Source organism: Salinimicrobium aquimaris, assembly GCF_035607535.1.
Classification (GTDB): domain Bacteria; phylum Bacteroidota; class Bacteroidia; order Flavobacteriales; family Flavobacteriaceae; genus Salinimicrobium.
Genome location: NZ_JAYDZX010000001.1, coordinates 325,695 through 342,555 on the forward strand (window position 1 = coordinate 325,695; position 16,861 = coordinate 342,555).

The 16,861-nt window shown below is 40.2% G+C and carries 15 protein-coding genes and 2 tRNA genes; 8 read left to right on the top strand and 9 right to left on the bottom strand.

The genetic code is table 11. From position 1 onward, the window contains the following. Nucleotides 1-4: 4 nt before the first annotated feature. From VR862_RS01485 to VR862_RS01505, 5 genes are all read left to right on the top strand, one after another. On the top strand, nt 5-715 hold the full coding sequence (locus tag VR862_RS01485; protein WP_324719168.1) for a 16S rRNA (uracil(1498)-N(3))-methyltransferase: 711 nt from the start codon (nt 5-7) through the stop codon (nt 713-715). Nucleotides 716-743: 28 nt separating this feature from the next. Then, nucleotides 744-1,391 carry a DUF4159 domain-containing protein gene (locus VR862_RS01490; protein WP_324719169.1) on the top strand — a complete coding sequence of 216 codons (648 nt, stop codon included), beginning with the start codon at nt 744-746 and terminating at the stop codon, nt 1,389-1,391. Beyond that, entirely contained in the window at nt 1,391-1,903 is a 513-nt protein-coding gene (locus tag VR862_RS01495; protein WP_324719170.1) for a TrmH family RNA methyltransferase, read from the top strand. Before VR862_RS01490 ends, VR862_RS01495 begins: the two co-directional genes overlap by 1 nt. A 19-nt stretch (nt 1,904-1,922) precedes the next feature. Next, nucleotides 1,923-3,011, top strand: a complete 1,089-nt coding sequence (locus VR862_RS01500) for an AI-2E family transporter (RefSeq protein ID WP_324719171.1) — start codon at nt 1,923-1,925, stop codon at nt 3,009-3,011. 72 nt (nt 3,012-3,083) lie between these two features. Further along, the gene (locus tag VR862_RS01505) at nt 3,084-4,196 is read left to right on the top strand and encodes a THUMP-like domain-containing protein (RefSeq protein WP_324719172.1); all 1,113 of its coding nucleotides are present in this window, start codon (nt 3,084-3,086) and stop codon (nt 4,194-4,196) included. 3 nt (nt 4,197-4,199) lie between these two features. Here the strand turns inward: VR862_RS01505 and VR862_RS01510 are convergent, their stop codons facing one another. After that, complete coding sequence (locus VR862_RS01510; protein WP_324719173.1) at nt 4,200-5,024, bottom strand: glycosyltransferase family 2 protein; 825 nt, start codon at nt 5,022-5,024, stop codon at nt 4,200-4,202. 100 nt (nt 5,025-5,124) lie between these two features. Here VR862_RS01510 and VR862_RS01515 point away from each other — a divergent pair, with 100 nt between their 5' ends. Beyond that, the gene (locus VR862_RS01515) at nt 5,125-5,361 is read left to right on the top strand and encodes a hypothetical protein (RefSeq protein ID WP_324719174.1); all 237 of its coding nucleotides are present in this window, start codon (nt 5,125-5,127) and stop codon (nt 5,359-5,361) included. Between the two features lie 119 nt (nt 5,362-5,480). On the opposite strand, the gene VR862_RS01520 is transcribed toward VR862_RS01515, so the two are convergent. Then, nucleotides 5,481-5,555: transfer RNA gene (locus tag VR862_RS01520), tRNA-Pro, on the bottom strand. Between the two features lie 81 nt (nt 5,556-5,636). Further along, a tRNA-Ser gene (locus tag VR862_RS01525) sits at nt 5,637-5,721 on the bottom strand. A 279-nt stretch (nt 5,722-6,000) separates the two neighbouring features. Here VR862_RS01525 and VR862_RS01530 point away from each other — a divergent pair. Further along, entirely contained in the window at nt 6,001-7,647 is a 1,647-nt protein-coding gene (locus VR862_RS01530; protein ID WP_324719175.1) for an ABC1 kinase family protein, read from the top strand. 81 nt (nt 7,648-7,728) lie between these two features. Here VR862_RS01530 and VR862_RS01535 read toward each other — a convergent pair whose 3' ends face one another. After that, nucleotides 7,729-9,078, bottom strand: coding sequence for a capsule assembly Wzi family protein (locus tag VR862_RS01535; protein WP_324719176.1), 1,350 nt, complete (start codon nt 9,076-9,078; stop codon nt 7,729-7,731). A 93-nt stretch (nt 9,079-9,171) separates the two neighbouring features. Here VR862_RS01535 and VR862_RS01540 point away from each other — a divergent pair, with 93 nt between their 5' ends. Next, the gene (locus VR862_RS01540; protein ID WP_324719177.1) at nt 9,172-9,918 is read left to right on the top strand and encodes a tyrosine-protein phosphatase; all 747 of its coding nucleotides are present in this window, start codon (nt 9,172-9,174) and stop codon (nt 9,916-9,918) included. On the opposite strand, the gene VR862_RS01545 is transcribed toward VR862_RS01540, so the two are convergent. The 5 genes from VR862_RS01545 to VR862_RS01565 all read right to left on the bottom strand — a co-directional run bounded on the left by VR862_RS01545 (nt 9,915) and on the right by VR862_RS01565 (nt 16,860). Then, the gene (locus tag VR862_RS01545) at nt 9,915-12,308 is read right to left on the bottom strand and encodes a GumC family protein (protein WP_324719178.1); all 2,394 of its coding nucleotides are present in this window, start codon (nt 12,306-12,308) and stop codon (nt 9,915-9,917) included. The two genes, VR862_RS01540 and VR862_RS01545, sit on opposite strands and share 4 nt — an antisense overlap. 3 nt (nt 12,309-12,311) lie before the next feature. Beyond that, on the bottom strand, nt 12,312-12,968 hold the full coding sequence (locus VR862_RS01550) for a polysaccharide biosynthesis/export family protein (RefSeq protein ID WP_324719179.1): 657 nt from the start codon (nt 12,966-12,968) through the stop codon (nt 12,312-12,314). A gap of 147 nt (nt 12,969-13,115) precedes the next feature. Then, nucleotides 13,116-15,101, bottom strand: a complete 1,986-nt coding sequence (locus tag VR862_RS01555) for an SDR family NAD(P)-dependent oxidoreductase (RefSeq protein ID WP_324719180.1) — start codon at nt 15,099-15,101, stop codon at nt 13,116-13,118. Nucleotides 15,102-15,122: 21 nt separating this feature from the next. Continuing rightward, entirely contained in the window at nt 15,123-16,256 is a 1,134-nt protein-coding gene (locus VR862_RS01560; protein WP_324719181.1) for a DegT/DnrJ/EryC1/StrS family aminotransferase, read from the bottom strand. Then, nucleotides 16,249-16,860: an acetyltransferase gene (locus VR862_RS01565; protein WP_324719182.1), complete on the bottom strand. Its 612-nt coding sequence runs from the start codon at nt 16,858-16,860 to the stop codon at nt 16,249-16,251. The genes VR862_RS01560 and VR862_RS01565 overlap by 8 nt, the downstream gene beginning before the upstream one ends. Between the last annotated feature and the right edge of the window lies 1 nt (nt 16,861).

Below are 16,861 nucleotides of genomic sequence, written 5' to 3' on the forward strand. Positions count from 1 at the left end.
ATTTATGCAGTTATTCTTTCATCCTTCGGTTTCTGAAAATGACCAGGAAGTACGCTTTTCCAGGGACGAGAGCAGACATATTGTAAAGGTGCTGCGAAAGCGGGAAGGCGATGTACTTCAGCTTACCAATGGGAAGGGCTGGATGTTTGAAACGGAGATCATCCTGGCCGAGCCAAATAATTGCAGCGCCCGAATTTTATCATCTGAAAAAGAACCTCCTGCCCCCTATCACTTGCACCTTGCGGTAGCGCCTACTAAAATGAACGATCGCTATGAATGGTTTCTTGAAAAAGCAACAGAGATCGGCATTCAGGAGATCACACCGGTAATTTGTGACCATAGCGAGAGAAAAGTGGTGAAAAATGAGCGGTTTCAACGGGTGATCCAAAGCGCATTAAAGCAATCTTTGCATACGCGCGTGCCAATACTCCATGAGCCGGTAAATTTTTCTGAATTCCTGAAGCAAGAACATCCTGAAACAAAATTTATAGCTCATTGTGAAGAGTCAAAGCCAAGAAAACTTCTGTCTAAGGTTCTCAAAAAGGGCATTTCGGCCACTATATTAATTGGACCCGAAGGGGATTTTTCAACCCAGGAGATAGAGCAGGCAATTGCAGCCGGTTGGGATCCTGTAAGTCTCGGAAACAGTAGGTTAAGAACAGAAACAGCGGCTGTGGTAGCCTGTCACACGGCAGCTTTAGTTAATGAAGAATAATCAGCTTTCTTTTTGCTATTTTAGAGAGATGAAAAAATACCTCATTATACTTTTTCTGGTTATTTCTACTTCCGGAATGCTAAAGGCACAGGAAGTGGCTATTTTGAAGTACGGCGGTGGAGGGGATTGGTACAGCAACCCTACTGCCCTACCCAACCTCATTAAATTCTGTAACCAAAATATTCATACGTCATTAGAACCAAGTCCGGCAACGGTCGAACCGGGCAGCACAGACATTTTTCAGTATCCTTTTCTACATATGACAGGGCACGGAAATGTCTTCTTCAGCGAAGAAGAGGCTGCAAACCTTAGGAAATATTTGTTGGCAGGAGGCTTTCTTCATATAGACGATAATTACGGTATGAATGAATTCGTTCGCCGGGAATTGAAAAAAGTTTTTCCCGATAAGGAACTGGAGGAACTTCCTTCCTCGCATCCTCTATTCTCGGCAGCCTATAATTTTCCAAATGGTTTGCCTAAGATCCATGAACATGACGGACTAAGGCCCCAGGCTTTTGGCATTTTTGAGAACGATCGCCTCTTGTGCCTTTTTACCTATGAGAGTGATTTGGGCGATGGCTGGGAAGATCCGCAGGTGCACAATGATCCTGAAGATGTGCGGCAAAAGGCTCTACAGATGGGAGCTAACATATTAAAATATGCTTTTTCCAACTAATGCAGAAGACACATTCTAACACTGGATTTGAAAAGAAAAAGTTCCCCCTGGTGCTGGTTCTGGACGGAGTTTCGGGACCTGCAAACATTGGCAGCCTCTTTCGGCTGGCCGATGCCTTCAATATTGAGAAGATCATTTTCTGTGGTACTTCCGTTGACATTCAAAGTAACAGGTTGAGAAGAACTGCAAGAGCAACAGTCAAAAATGTCATTTTTGAGGAGCAGGAAAATTCCGAAGTAATTTGCAGAGCTTTAAAAGCTTCAGGATATAGAATATTTGCTTTAGAAATTACTTCTGATAGTGAACAACTCCAGGATTTTGATTTTTCAGAAGTAGAAAAGCTGGCCCTGGTGCTGGGTAATGAAAGATCAGGTATTGAGGCCAGGGTTTTAAAGCTGGCAGATAAGGCATTACACATCAACATGTTTGGGGAAAATAGTAGCATGAATGTCACTCATGCTGCAGCTATTGCCCTTTTTGAAATTACAAAAAGGCTGCAGCCAGTTCCATGAGAAATAATATATTTACTTCGTGAACGAAAAAGAGCTTTCCTACGGAATCCTTCGGGCTATAGCCATTATACTCGGAGTGGCATTTCTTCTTTATTTCCTGTACCTCATACAGTCGGTACTCATTTACATTGCCATTGCCGGGGTGATTTCACTGGTGGGCAGACCTGTTGTGATATTTCTGAAAAATCATCTAAGGGTTCCCAATAAAGTAGCGGTAGTCATTGTGCTACTGCTCGTGGTGTGCAGTTTTATTGGCCTTATCACCATTTTTATACCTATTGTTGTTGAACAGAGTAAGAACCTGGGCCAGATCGACATGGACGCTTTTACCCGCGACCTCAATGAACTTAATAACCAGATCAACAATTACCTGGGAGTTGAAGAAATCGATATTATTGAAGGAATTAAGCAGACTGAGTTTGTGCGGAATTTCGATCTCACCACCATTCCCCGATACCTGAACAATTTCTTCGGAATACTGGGAGCCGGGATCATTGCCGTTTTTTCTGTGATCTTTATCGCCTTTTTTTTCCTGAAGGACAGCAAATTGATGTTGAACAGTATTCTTGTTTTTGCGAACAAGGGACATGAAGATAAATTCCAGAGGGTTTTCAATAAGATCAAAGTGCTTCTTTCGAGATATTTTGTGGGGCTAACGATGCAGATCACCGTGCTGTTCATTTTGTACAGCATACTTTTATCTCTGTTTGAGATCGATAATCCTATAGCGATTGCATTTATTTGTGCATTTCTAAACATCGTGCCCTATCTTGGACCTATCATTGCGGGAATTTTGGTCTCTCTTTTTGTTATCTCCAGCAACCTGGGAGCCGATTTTCAGACGATCATTCTTCCGCAGCTCATTTACGTAATGTCCGGCTATTTGATTTGTCAGTTGATCGACAATTTCATAAATCAGCCACTTATTTTCGGAGCCAGCGTGCGCTCTCATCCCCTGGAGATCTTCCTTGTGATTCTTATTGCAGGACTTACATCAGGAATTATGGGGATGGTAGTTGCTGTACCTTTTTACACGGCTGTAAAAGTAATTGCCAAGGAATCTTTGAGTGAGTACAAGATCGTAAAACGACTTACCCGGGATCTCTAGATGAACAGGCGACTTCTAAATAAGGAGGTTCAAGATTTTGTTGAGAAGCATTACAAAGAAGAGGTGTCAAAAATGGCATTTCAGGGGAGTCCTTTTGAAGGAGTTTCTACTCAGGAATTATTGGTGCAACTCTCAGGAAAAAAACGGGCTGAAAAGAAACTTCCCACCTGGTTCAAAACCCACGGAGTTATTTATCCTCCTAACCTCAATCTGGAACAGACTTCTTCGGAAATTACAGCCGAATACAAAGCCTCTTTAACTTTTGGAGCGAACATGGTCGATCTTACCGGCGGTTTCGGAATTGATTCCTTTTACTTTGCTCAAAAAGTGCAAAATCTTAAGCATTTTGAACTGAATGAAGAATTGCAGGAAATCGCCCGGCACAACTTTGAGATCTTAGGTGCCAAAAATGTCATTTCTGAAGCCGGAGATGGAATGGAATTCCTTCGGAATACTTCTGAAGAGTTCGACTGTATCTACCTTGATCCTTCCCGCAGAGATGATTTGGGCGGAAGGGTATTTTTTCTTTCAGATTGCCTACCGAATGTTCCTGAAAATATGGAACTACTCCAGAGAAAGTCGAAGAAAATTTTAATCAAAACCTCTCCTCTTTTAGATCTACAGGCAGGATTAAAAGAGCTGAAAAATGTTGAGGAGATCCATATAGTTGCTGTGGATAATGATGTTAAGGAATTACTTTGGATCATTCAAAGAGAACCTTCAGAAGAGCAGGTTCTGGTCAAAACAGTGAATTTTCAGAAGAATGAAAAGCAGGTTTTTGAAAGTCTGCTTGGAAATGGATCAACTGAAGAGTACAGCGAACCACTCACTTATCTGTACGAGCCTAATGCTGCAATCATGAAAAGCGGATTATTTGCTGATTTAGGAAGAAAATTGGATCTAAAAAAGCTACATCCAAACACGCAGCTCTTTACTTCGGAAACTCTGAAAAACTTCCCCGGCAGGCATTTCAGGATCCTGAAAATTCTGCCGTATAAAAGAAAACAGCTTAAAAAAGAGCTTGATCTAAAAAAAGCAAACATTACCACCAGGAACTTTTCCGAGTCGGTTGAAAGTCTTCGAAAAATGCTGAAGTTCAAGGATGGTGGAAAAGATTATCTGTTTTTCACCACTTTGTTTTCAGGGGATAAAGCAGTGCTGGTTTGCGAAAAATGTGTTGATTGAGATTTATTCCATCGGAATATTACTACCCGAAAAGATCTTTTTTGACACCTCTTTTTTTTTACCTTTTAATTTCCGAAGAAGGTTGCGTGGAGCAATATAAAAGGCTGCAACAAAAACAAAGCAAATATTTAAAACTGTGATCCTGGCTACGTCCTGCCAGGGCTTGAAGTGAGTTACCCGCTCATTTGGATCATATAATACCTTTACCGGAAGATTTATCACTTTTGCGCCCGCCCAGGAAGCTTTGACGATCACCTCTATTTCAAGTTCGAACCTGGAAGTATAAAGATTCAACGAATTAATGGCCTCCAGAGGGTAAAGCCTGTAACCACACTGGGTGTCATCGAGATCCACACCCGTTTCTACCCAAAACCAGAAACTGGAGAAACGGTTGCCGATACTGCTCTTTTCGGGGACAGTAGGATCATCCATTTTTCGGGATCCTATCACCAGGAGATCAGGTTTTGTTGGTAGGTGAGATTCAAGAGCATCTAAAAATATATGCAGATCATCGGGAAAATGCTGTCCATCTGAATCCATCGAAATGGCATACTTGTATCCCATTTTATAAGCCTCTCTGAAACCTGTTTTTAAAGCATTTCCTTTGCCTTTGTTTACGGAAATATGTATCACCCGGAGCGCGGAGTAATTTTTGAGGATCTGTGAGGTATTATCGGTAGAGCCATCATTCACCACAATTATATTAACAGTGAATTCAATCACCTGATCTACTACCCTTTTCAGCGTTACTTCGTTATTATAAGTAGGAATAAGGACGCAGCACTGCAGCTCGTCAAATCTTGATTGATATAATGGTGGATGGTTCAATAAAAAGTTTTGATATAAATTTAGGGAAAACTGCAGCAATGCAATTTAAATAGAGAATCAAAAATAGGTAAACTTCTATGATCCTGTTGTATTGAAATTAATGGGAAATTTTGTTATTGGTGTTGTGGTCGTGAGCAATGATAAAAAAATGAGCAACTCTACCTTTGTATTTCTAATTTCGTACTTCTACTCTCGTACTTCTGCCCTCGTACTTCTACCTTCGTACTTCTACCTTCGTACTTCTACCTTCGTACTTCTACCTTCGTACTTCTACCTTCGTACTTCTAATTTCAGGATTACCTCCCTGCGGTCGGTGATCCTGTGTGGGGGTAACTAAAACAAAGCCAGCAGGCTAGCGCCTGCACGGTCTTTTTTGTTTTATCCTTCGACCTCGAACTAGTTCGGGTCTTGGCTAAAACAAAAAAGCCCTGCACTTCCGTGCAAGGCTTTGTTTTGTCGGGGTGGCAGGATTCGAACCTGCGGCCTCCTGCTCCCAAAGCAGGCGCGATAACCGGGCTACGCTACACCCCGAAATAATTCAAAATTCAATATTTAAAATTCTGAATTCCAAGTAAACTTGAAATAGAAATTCTGAATTTTGAATTAACTCAGCGGAGAGTGTGAGATTCGAACTCACGCGACAATTGCTCGTCGACAGTTTAGCAAACTGCTCCATTAACCACTCTGGCAACTCTCCTAATTCTGTATATGAACTTGCAAATATTTTGCGGTTGCAAATGTATGTTATCAGATAGTATTCTGCAAACCTTTTTAGGCTTTTTTGCCGCTTAAAAATGCGGATATTCTTAATTGATTTTCTTTCAGGGGTTTGAGTAAAACATTATCGTGTAGCAAATGGTTTAGGATCAATTCCCGTCTTTAATCGTTCAGGAGCTTCAACTACAGTTAAAATATTTTAAAACCCTCCTTAAGCGGCTGATAATATCCTATTTTTAATAGAAAGTTAAAAACCGATATGTCAATCCTCCCCGAAAATCTAGAAAGATATCAGAAGTTTCTGAGTTTTATGCTTAAATACTGGAACAGCGACCTCCTCAATGAGACTGCATCCAATGCTTTAGAAGAAGAAACTGCCCGCACTTTTAACGATTATGAACAATCCCCGGAAGAGCTAGTGGAAGATCTTAAGCAAATGGGTCCTACTTATGTTAAACTGGGGCAGTTACTATCTACCCGCCCCGATCTTCTTCCCGACCGTTACCTGGAGGCCCTGGCTTCTCTTCAGGATGATCTACCTACTATTTCATATGAAGAAGTTCGGGAAATTGTTGAAGGAGAGATTGGAAGCAAAATCTCGAAAGCCTTCAACTATTTTGAAGAAAAGCCTTTAGCAAGTGCTTCTATAGGTCAGGTGCACCTTGCAGAGTTGAGATCAGGTAAAACTGTTGCTGTAAAGGTCCAAAGGCCGGGAATTAGAAAGAAGTTTATGGAGGACCTCGATACACTGGAAGAAATGGCGGGTCTGGCCGTAAAACATACGGAGGTCGGGAAGAAATATGCATTTAGTGATGTACTGGCAGAGCTAAGGCGGATAATGCTGCATGAGCTGGATTACCTGAGGGAGGCAAATAACCTTGTGACCCTGGGATTAAACCTGAAGGAGTATAGGAGGTTAATTGTGCCACAGCCCTTTCCGGACTATACGACCTCCAGGGTCCTTACCATGGAATATGTAAAAGGGAAAAAAGTCACCAGCATCTCCCCTCTTAAGAAAACAGAAAACGACTATACAGCTCTTGTTGATGAATTCATCGAGGCTTACCTCAAACAGATAGTTTCAGATGGATTTGTCCATGCCGATCCTCATCCGGGAAATGTACATCTTCTGGAAAATGAAAAAATTGCACTTATTGATCTTGGAATGGTAGCCCAGTTCTCCAGGAAAATGAAAGATTTTCTTCTTAGACTTCTTTTAGCTTTAAGTAAAAATAACGGTGAGGAAATCGCTGATATTCTTCTTAGAATGAGCAATAAAAGAGAAGAAAATTCTGAAGAACAATTCAGACGCCAGATAAACATCATGGTCCAGGAGGGACAAAACAGTACTGCAAAAGACATGCAGACGGGAAAATTATTGATCCAAATGAACCGCAGCGCTGCAATGAACGGAATTCATCTTCCTGTGGAAGTAAATATTCTTGGAAAGATCCTCTTAAATATGGATCAAATAATTGCATTTTTGGCACCTGAGTACGATTTACGTGAAGCGGTTAGAAATTACATGAACAAGCTGCTTCAGAATAAAATGCTCAATGAGCTGAAGCCGGAGGAGGTTCTGTCAATATTATTGGACTCTAAAAAGTTAGTTGAAAATCTGCCTGACAGGATAGACAAAATAACCGAGAATCTGGCGAGAAATGAATTCCGGTTTGCCATTGACGCCATAGACGAAAAAAGACTGACAGATGGTTTTCAAAAAGTGGCAAATCGGATCACATTAGGATTGATCATAGCTTCGATGATCATAGGGGCTGCAATGCTGATGAGTGTACCTTCGGCATTTACGATTTTTGGGTATCCGGGACTGGCAATAATATTTTTCTTGTTAGCCGCTGTTGCAGCAATTTATTTGAGCTACACTATATTGTTTAAAGATGAGTGAAAAAGTGGCAGTAGACAGTAAATAGTAGGCAGTAAAATAAATATTTTAGGCTTAGCCCCAATTTTGTGGAAATTCAAGGCTTTAAAAAAAGCTTTTTTGAATCCTAAGGCCGAGGCCAACATTAGAGGAATTCTCTTCAAAATATATGTCTGCTCCAAATTGGAGGTTCACATTTATAAAATCCTGCCAAACATTCACATCAAGATAAGTTGATATGATTTGTTCAACAGGTTTGGAGGTACCGCCCTTGGCTCCGTAATTTGCCCTGTAGCTTGCCAGGAACTTGTATGGATATGTATAATATGCCAAGCCGGTTAAACCGATGTGGTGAGCAACAATGTTGTTATGAGCTACTCTAAATCTGTCCTCGTCAAGCATCATAAAAGGTAAACCGATAATCCTATTCTCATAGGTCCAGCCGGATCTATATAAGTGATTATTGAAGTAGTTATCTTTTCCGTCTGTAGTAGGGTAGGTTTTACTTTGATGCCTTGTATAATAATATTCGTACATAAAAGCCTGCACCCACTTTTCAGGCTGTTGGTCCTTAATGTAGATCCCATAGCGACCATCGGGAGTATTTCTTAGCTTAATACCGGAATAATCTTCAAAAATTGTGTTATAGATAAGGGATACATCAAAATGCGAAATGGAAGTATTTAGCTGCACTTCATAACCTCCAAGGTGATTTCCTAGTCCGTTCACCTCCTGTTCCCCAACGAATCCATCACCTCCTATTATACTACCTCCTGTGATCACCCTGAGGTAATCTTCAAAACTGGCCGGTAATTCTCCATATTCTTCAGATTTCCCTCCCCATTGGACATAATGATGCCCTCCTGCCACGAGTTCTATATTTCGGATTCCATTAAAAATAAAGTGAAAACTTTTGTGATGAATTCTGATGTTCTGAATGTACCTGTCCTGCTCGTCAGAAAAGAACTCATCCCAGGAGGCTTTAAATCCTATTCCTGCACGTTCAAATATTGTTAGGGGCTTGAGATCAATGCCAATACCCGGAATAGGTCTGGAGTTATTTGACCAAAGAACATTTTCATTTGTAGCACTTACTCCACTAAAAGACTCGGGGTTTTGTTTCCGACCGGCAAAGACATCAATTCTACTGTTTTCAAAGCTCACAAAATATTCATCCAATTGTGCTTCACTGGAATAACCATCGTGATAAAGAACTCCCAAACCTGCCTGTAATATCCCCCCGTATCTGAATTCATACCTCCCGGTACCAGTGATCCAGGAACTGACATTCGTTATTTCATCTATTCTGCCGCGTCTGTTCGAATGTATCCAAAAGGGACTCTCTTCTCCCGAGTATAAAATCCCTTCACCGGTAGCTGAAACATTATATTCTACTTCCTGTGCTTGAGTTGCTGAAAAGATTAAGAAAAGTAAAAGAGGGAGTTTTCTGAACACACTTTCATTTTGAGCAGTAAAAGTAGTATTCTTCCGATAAAGCTCAATACACTTAGAACTAAAATCAGTAATTTTATCTTGTAAATGTAACGCATGTTCAACCTTTTTCAAAAGAAATATTTTCTAAGGGATCACCTTGACAATTTTATTGATATTCATAATCATATCTTACCGGGGATTGATGATGGTGCTACAGATGTAGAGACTTCCATTGAACTGGTTAAAGGCTTTCAGAAATTGGGGATCAGTCAGTTTATAGCTACCCCACATGTAATGAATGACTATTATCCCAATACACGAGAAAGAATAATAGAGGCCCGAGAAGCTCTTATTACGGAATTAGAGTTGAGAGGTATGAAAGAAACCAAAATCAAAGCGGCTGCCGAGTACATGATGGACCAGGCTTTTCTCGAACTGGTACAGGAAGAGGAACTTCTTACCCTTATGGAAAATATGGTTTTGGTAGAAATGTCCTATTTCCAGCCTCCCATTAATTTGAATGAAATTCTGTTCAAGCTTCAGACAGCTCAATATAAGCCCGTTTTGGCACACCCGGAGCGGTATGCGTTCTTCCATTCCAAATCTTTGAATAAGTACGCAGAATTAAAGGACAGAGGCTGCTTATTCCAGCTCAATGCGCTTAGCCTTGTTGGCCACTATGGAAAGAACATGCAGGAAATTGCTTTCCGCCTTCTGGAGGAGGGGATGATAGACTTTTTGGGTACTGACACTCATCAATTGAGGCATCTGGACAAATTGTCGACAGCTCAATTGTTTAAAAAGCAGATTGAGCTTGTGACACCAATAATCAAAAGAACTAAAGAGACTTTTGTTTTCTAGTTTTTACTGAACGGTTTTTTCAAGAAATTAAATAATCCTTTTTTCTCCTTGTCAGCTTCATAGCCGTAACCATACCCATATGCATACCCATATTTGGCACCATAAGAGAATTTTGAATAATCTACATCATTAAGCACTACTGCAAGACCTTTCAATTTTCCTTGCTGCCTAAGATCCTTTGGAAAATCAAGCAATTTCTTTTCAGTATATCCTGCTCTTGTAACATAAATTGTAGTATCCGCCAGCTGGCTGATGAGGAGAGTATCAGTAACAATCATTGTAGGTGCAGTATCTACAATAATAAAGTCATAATTTGGTTTTTGGCTATTAATAAATTCTTCCATCCTGTCATTCATTAAGAGCTCAGCAGGATTGGGCGGAATTGCTCCTGAGAACACCATATCAATTGGAATGTTATCCTTTGTAACAGATCGAATAACATTTTCCGTTTGGAGGTCGTGATCATATAAAAAATCCGAAAGACCTTTTGTTTCCAATGCACTTCCGGCGAATTTATGCAGTTTTGGATTCCTTATATCTGCACCTATTAGAAGGATCTTTTTTCCGGTACTAGCCAGAGTTCGCGCCAAATTGTATGAGACAAAGGTTTTTCCTTCCCCTTTAATTGTTGACGTGACAAACAGAACCTCTGCTTTATCTTTGTTTCTGGACTGAACCAGGTAAGCGAGATTTGTTCGCAGTATCCTAAAAGATTCCGCTAGAGGTGAGCGATCATTTATCTGAATTACCTCCTCCTGATCTTTACTTACTTTAGGTACTTCTCCCAAAAATGGGATATTTTTTATTAACGGATGGAGATCACCTTTATGATGAACCTTAGTGTCAAGAAAATTAATTACAAATATTATAAGAAGTGGAATCAATAAACCAATAACTCCTCCTCCAGTATAAATAAGCCATGGTTTTGGATCTACCGGTTCAAAATATGTAAAAGCCGGATCAATAACCTTGGCTACGGGGGAAGTTGCCGCAAAGGAAATGGCAGATTCCTCTCTCCGTTGTAAAAGGAATAAATAAAGTTGCTCTTTTATTTCCTGCTGTCGTTCAATGCTGCGGATTCCTTTCTCAAGGCCCGGAAACGTACTGAATTGACCTTCTGCCCTCTGATCAAGTTGATTTAGTTCCTTCAGTTGAATACGAATGGAATTTCGTATCTGTTCAATATTATTTAAAATATTTTCCCTTAGTGCATCCAGTTGTTCAGTTAAAGTTTCCACTACTGGATTTTTTGCCGTCCCTGTTTTGAGGTAGGCATTTCGTTGAAGTACGAGTTCATTGTACTGTGAAATCGAGCTTCCCATTCCTCCCTGTTCCAAACCCAACCCTTCAGGAAGAAGTTGGTAGGGGCTAGCTGAAGATAAGGTGTTCTCTATTCCCGCTAGAACCATTAGCTGTGTCTCTAATTCAAAAATTTTTTCTTCTGCTCTAGTAGATTTGGACATGTATTCACTTGCACTACTGGTAACATCCATGAACTTGTTTTCACTTTTAAAATCAGCTATTCCACCTTCTACAGAATCAAGCTCCTGACTGATTAACTCAAGTCTTTCTTGAATAAATTCGGCTGTGTTTTGCGCTACCTGTCTTTTATCGGCAACTCCGTCTGCATTGAAATGGATCATGAGGGTGTTAAGAAAATCCCTCGATTTCTCAGGAACTTCCCCGACAATTGAAAGCAAAATAATGTCCTTGGCTTTACCTTGCGGTTCAACGGTCATATACCACAGATATTCATTAGCCACTGTGCGTAATGGTTTTACTAGAATATTGACTGTTGGATTGTATTCAGGCCTAAAAGTTGGACCTGGAGAAATAATAAATTTCAGGTTTTCTAAGGTTATAGGTTCTCCAAACTGGTAAACTTCAGAAAATCCTTCTCCGTTTTCTAATTGAAATTCAGTAGAGGATTTTGGTGTAATCCAAAGATTTAATTCCGAATCATGGACAATGGCTTCTTCAGTCAAGAATTCAATGGTCACCGGACTGTTATTGTAAGCCTCTACTGCTATAACCTTTCCTTCAAGAAAGTATGTAATGTTCAGGTTGAGCTCATCTATCACTCCCTCCACCATTCTTTTGGATTTTAAGGTCACTATTTGATTTTCGAGGGAATTGTCATTAATAGCTAATATAGAAGCTCCTCCTGAAGGTAAAGCTCCTACGACATTGTTCTGCTCCTCATTCAGCATCATCATAGATGCCTGAGTAGCGTAAGCAGGCAAAGTATAACGGTCATATAAATAAGCTATAAATAAGCCGAGAAGACAGCCAAACAATAGCCATTTCCAATATTTCAGGTATTTATATATCTCTGCTTTGAAATCAAAATTAGACTCTTCTTTTTCTGAAAACTCTTCGAGTTCCTCCATAATTTATCTACTAAAAAGTATAAAAAGACTTAATGCTGTTGTAACTATGGAAACAAGTCCCTGCCAACTGGTTATGAATCCGGCCGATTTGACTTTTCTATAGGTGGGTTCTACATAAACAATATCATTCTGCTTTAAATAATAATATGGGTCATGGAAAATATCTACTGTTCTAAGATCTAAAACACCGTACTGCATTTGCCCATCCTCCTGTCGGATCACAAGGATATTATTTCTTTTTCCATCATATGAAATATCCCCTGACATAGCCAGAGCCTGAGGAACAGATATTCGCTCATCCAAAACTTGAATTACCTGACTATTTGTTTCTCCCATAACAGTAATTTTGAAATTAACGATGCGAACCCTTACAACTGCGTCTTTCAAAAATTCCTTTAAAGATCTTGTTAGTTCCTCCTCAAGCTCACCTCGGGTCATTCCTTCAACCTTCACTTCCCCCAATACAGGAAAATTAATGTAACCGTTGGTATCTACCAGATACCCGGTCAGGGTGGCATTATTTCCACCTCCTCCCGCGGATCCCTGAGCATTGAAATCCAGGCGAAAAGGTGCCGCTAATTCTTCATTAAGAGAAGAAACATCAATTCGCAAAACATCATTTACTTCAATTTCGGGTTCAAAATCTTCGGGAGCTTTCATATTTGATAACCGCTCAAAGTCCTGGAAATAAAGAATATCTTTTTTTGTAGAACAGGAGAAAATCGTTCCTAATCCTATAAGAAACAAGACGATTTTAAAAAAATGGAAACGTGTGGAGAAAATCTTTAGGGGATTAAAAATATTCATTTAGCTTATCTTCTTCTGGTTTGGATGAATAACTGGATCTTTATCTAATTTCTCAAAAGTAGAATTATTGCTTTTAAATTCAGGCACCAGAATTTTTAATTTAGCTACGACCTTATTACTTTTTAGTTTATTGGCCGATTTAATTATTTTTTCAATTGCTTCACTAATCTCCGGGTAATTGCCAGGTTGATCAATGGCTATCATGATTTTTTTATGGTGAGTAGGCAAGGTTCTACTTTTTTCGCTTAACAATTCTTCATAAAGTTTTTCTCCGGGACGTAAACCTGTAATTTTTATTCCAATTTGCTTATTCGGAATAAATCCTGCTAATTTAATCATTTTTACTGCCAGGTCCATTATTTTCACCGGTTCTCCCATGTCAAAGATAAAAATTTCCCCTCCCTTGCCCATGGCTCCGGCTTCTAACACTAATTGACAAGCTTCTGGAATGGTCATAAAATACCTGATTATATCGGGATGAGTAATGGTCACCGGACCACCTTTTTCTATTTGTTTTCTAAATAAGGGCACAACGGAACCATTGGAACCCAGTACATTTCCAAAACGGGTAGTAATAAATCTCGTACAGTCTGTCTCCCCTGCACAAACCGAATGATAAAGTGACTGCACATACATTTCTGCAGCCCTTTTTGAAGCTCCCATCACGTTAGTGGGATTAACAGCCTTATCTGTGGAGACCATTACAAAATGGCCAACTTTATATTCCACCGCAAGATCTGCGAGATTTTTAGTTCCCTGGATGTTAACAAAAACCGCTTCATGAGGATTTGCCTCCATTAAAGGAACATGCTTGTAGGCCGCGGCATGATAAATCACATCCACCTGATTTCTCTTGATGAGCAATTCCAATCGTTTTCGATTGCTCACATCACAAATAATGCATTTGTAATTGAGGTCTGGAAATTTTGCAGCTATCTCAAGCTGCAGGTTATGTAGCGGAGTCTCCGCCTGGTCAAGTATTAAAAGAAGTCGAGGATTATATTCGGCAACCTGCCTTACAATCTCACTACCTATAGATCCCGCACCTCCGGTCACTAAAATCACTTTTCCGGTGAGCTGTTGTTTTTTATTCTCCTTGTTGAGCAGGATAGGTTCCCTGTCAAGCAGGTCTTCTATTTGAAGGGATTTCACTTTATGGGAAACCGATTGCTCATCCTCATAATTGGAAACGATGGGAGCATTAAAAACTTTTATGTCATTTTCCAGACAATCTTCAACTACAGCAAATTTCTCTTCGGCAGTTAACGTGTTTTCGGAAAGGATCAGAGCAGTGGCCCCCAAAGCTTTAGCTTCTTCACTTATTTTTAGCCCATTATAAACCACTGGTTTGCCCAAAATCCGAATATTTCTCCTTGTATTGTCGCTAGTAATAAAGCCCCGGATATCAAATCGTTTGGGATGTTCGATCTCAAGTGCTCCTGCAATGGAAATCGCATTTTCATCTGCGCCAAAAACGATGGCCTTTTGAAGAATCTGGTTTTTTTGAGTTCTTTTAAAGTACTCATAGACCTGCTTCACTGAAAGTCGGAAGAGGAACAATAGGGAAAAAGAAACAAGGAAGTAAAAAATTAGTCCAGCAACAAGATAGATTTTTTGACCTACAAAAATATAAGTGGCATAATTGACAAAGAGAAGGGTGACAAAAGTGCTGAAACATGCCAGCATGATCTTTAGAGCATCCACATATGAAGAATGCCTTATTAATCCAGCATAGGTCCTAAAGACAAAAAAGTAAAAAATATTTACCCCCAGCACTAGAAACATTCGCTCAGAAATAGAGAAAAAGTCATAGAAATGAGAGGTGAGATCATTTAATGCCAACAACGTAAGGAAATTGGCAGCGACAATGATAGAAATATCAATACCTAAGATAGCCCATCGGGGCAAGTATTTGATATTTCTTATATCGAGACCATTCTCGGAAGATAGTATTTGCTGAAGGGCTTTATTTAATTTCTTACCCATAATGTTCCATTAAGGACTCTTTTACTGCAAATAGGCCTTTATTGCAGTACTAATCCTGTTTTTTTCTTCTTCCCCCAAATTTGAACCGGAAGGAAGACATAATCCTTTCTTAAAAGCTGCTGCAGCAACTCCATTTCCATAAAAAGGAGCATCCTCAAAGACCGGCTGCAAGTGCATTGGTTTCCAAAGAGGTCTGCTCTCAATATTATTTTTTTCGAGATGCAGTCTCAAATCATCAGTTTTAAAGGCTCCATTTTCTTCTGCTTTTATCACCGTGAGCCAGTGATTACAAAAGTAGGTATTTTCAGGCTCATTTAGTACTATTGCTTCATTAACTGTGCTGAACAGCTCCCGGTAAAATGCATTCATTTCCCTTCTTTTAGCAATATGAGCATCCAGAACCTCCATTTGCCCTCTGCCAATTCCGGCAGCTATATTACTAAGCCTGTAGTTGTAGCCTATTTCGCTGTGCTGATAATGGGGAGCATTGTCTCTCGCCTGAGTGGCAAGAAAAACAGCCTTTTCCTTTAACTGAGCAGTTTTTGCAACCAACGCGCCTCCTCCGGAGGTAGTTATGATCTTGTTTCCGTTGAAGGAAAGAATGGCAAAATCTCCAAAAGTTCCACATTTCTGTCCTTTGTAGGAGCTGCCAAGAGCTTCTGCACTGTCCTCTATAACTGGAATTCCATACCTTTCAGCAACTTTGTGAACCTCTTCCACTTTGTAAGGCATTCCGTACAAATGCACAGCAATTAAGGCTTTAGGTTTTTTTCCTTTTCCTATTCTGTCTTTGATCGCTTCTTCAAGATAACCCGGAGAAATGTTCAGGGTTTCTTCTTCACTATCTACGAAAACAGGAGTAGCTCCAAGATAAACAATAGGATTTGCCGAGGCTGCAAAGGTGAGACTCTGGCAAAGGACCTCATCTCCCCGCTCCACCCCGGCGAGTATTAATGCCAAATGAAGGGCAGCAGTACCCGAACTTAGTGCAGCGACATGTACATCCTCCTTAAGGTATTTCTTCAGGTCTTCTTCAAAACCATTTACATTCGGTCCTAAAGGCGCAATCCAGTTTTGTTCAAAGGCTTGATGGATATATTTTAATTCATTCCCTCCCATGTGCGGGGAAGACAGATATATTTTTTCTCTATTCATTACCGTTTTCTGCTATTTTTATAACTTTTCCCGGATTGCCCACTACAGTGGCATAATCTGGAACATCTTCAATGATTACTGCTCCTGCACCTATGGTGCACCACTTTCCTATTTTTTTTCCGGGAATTACCAGGGCCCCGATACCTATGTGGGTACCTTCACCAATTTTAACTCCTCCTGCCAGTACAGCTCCCGGCGAAATATGTGTAAAATTATCAAGTACGCAATCATGCTCCACGATGCAACCTGTATTGAGGATGCAATGAGCACCAATTATTGTATCTGCATTTATAGCTGCATTGGCCATTACAACAGTTCCCGGCCCCAGCTCGACTGTGCGATCAACAACTGCAGTAGCATGGCTTAGCCCCTTATAAAATCCCCCTGAGAAATTATCCGCGACTTTTTTCCGAATTTTGTTATCCCCAATTGCTATAATGGTTTTACGTCTCAGCACCTCGGGAGTGAAATTGTGAACCACAGGATAATTGTAAATGCCGGTAATAACAGGGTTATCATCCAAGACATTGTGAATCTCCTCCATGCGGGAATGCACAAGATCAATAATTACTTTTCCGTGTCCGCTGGCGCCATAAATATTCATA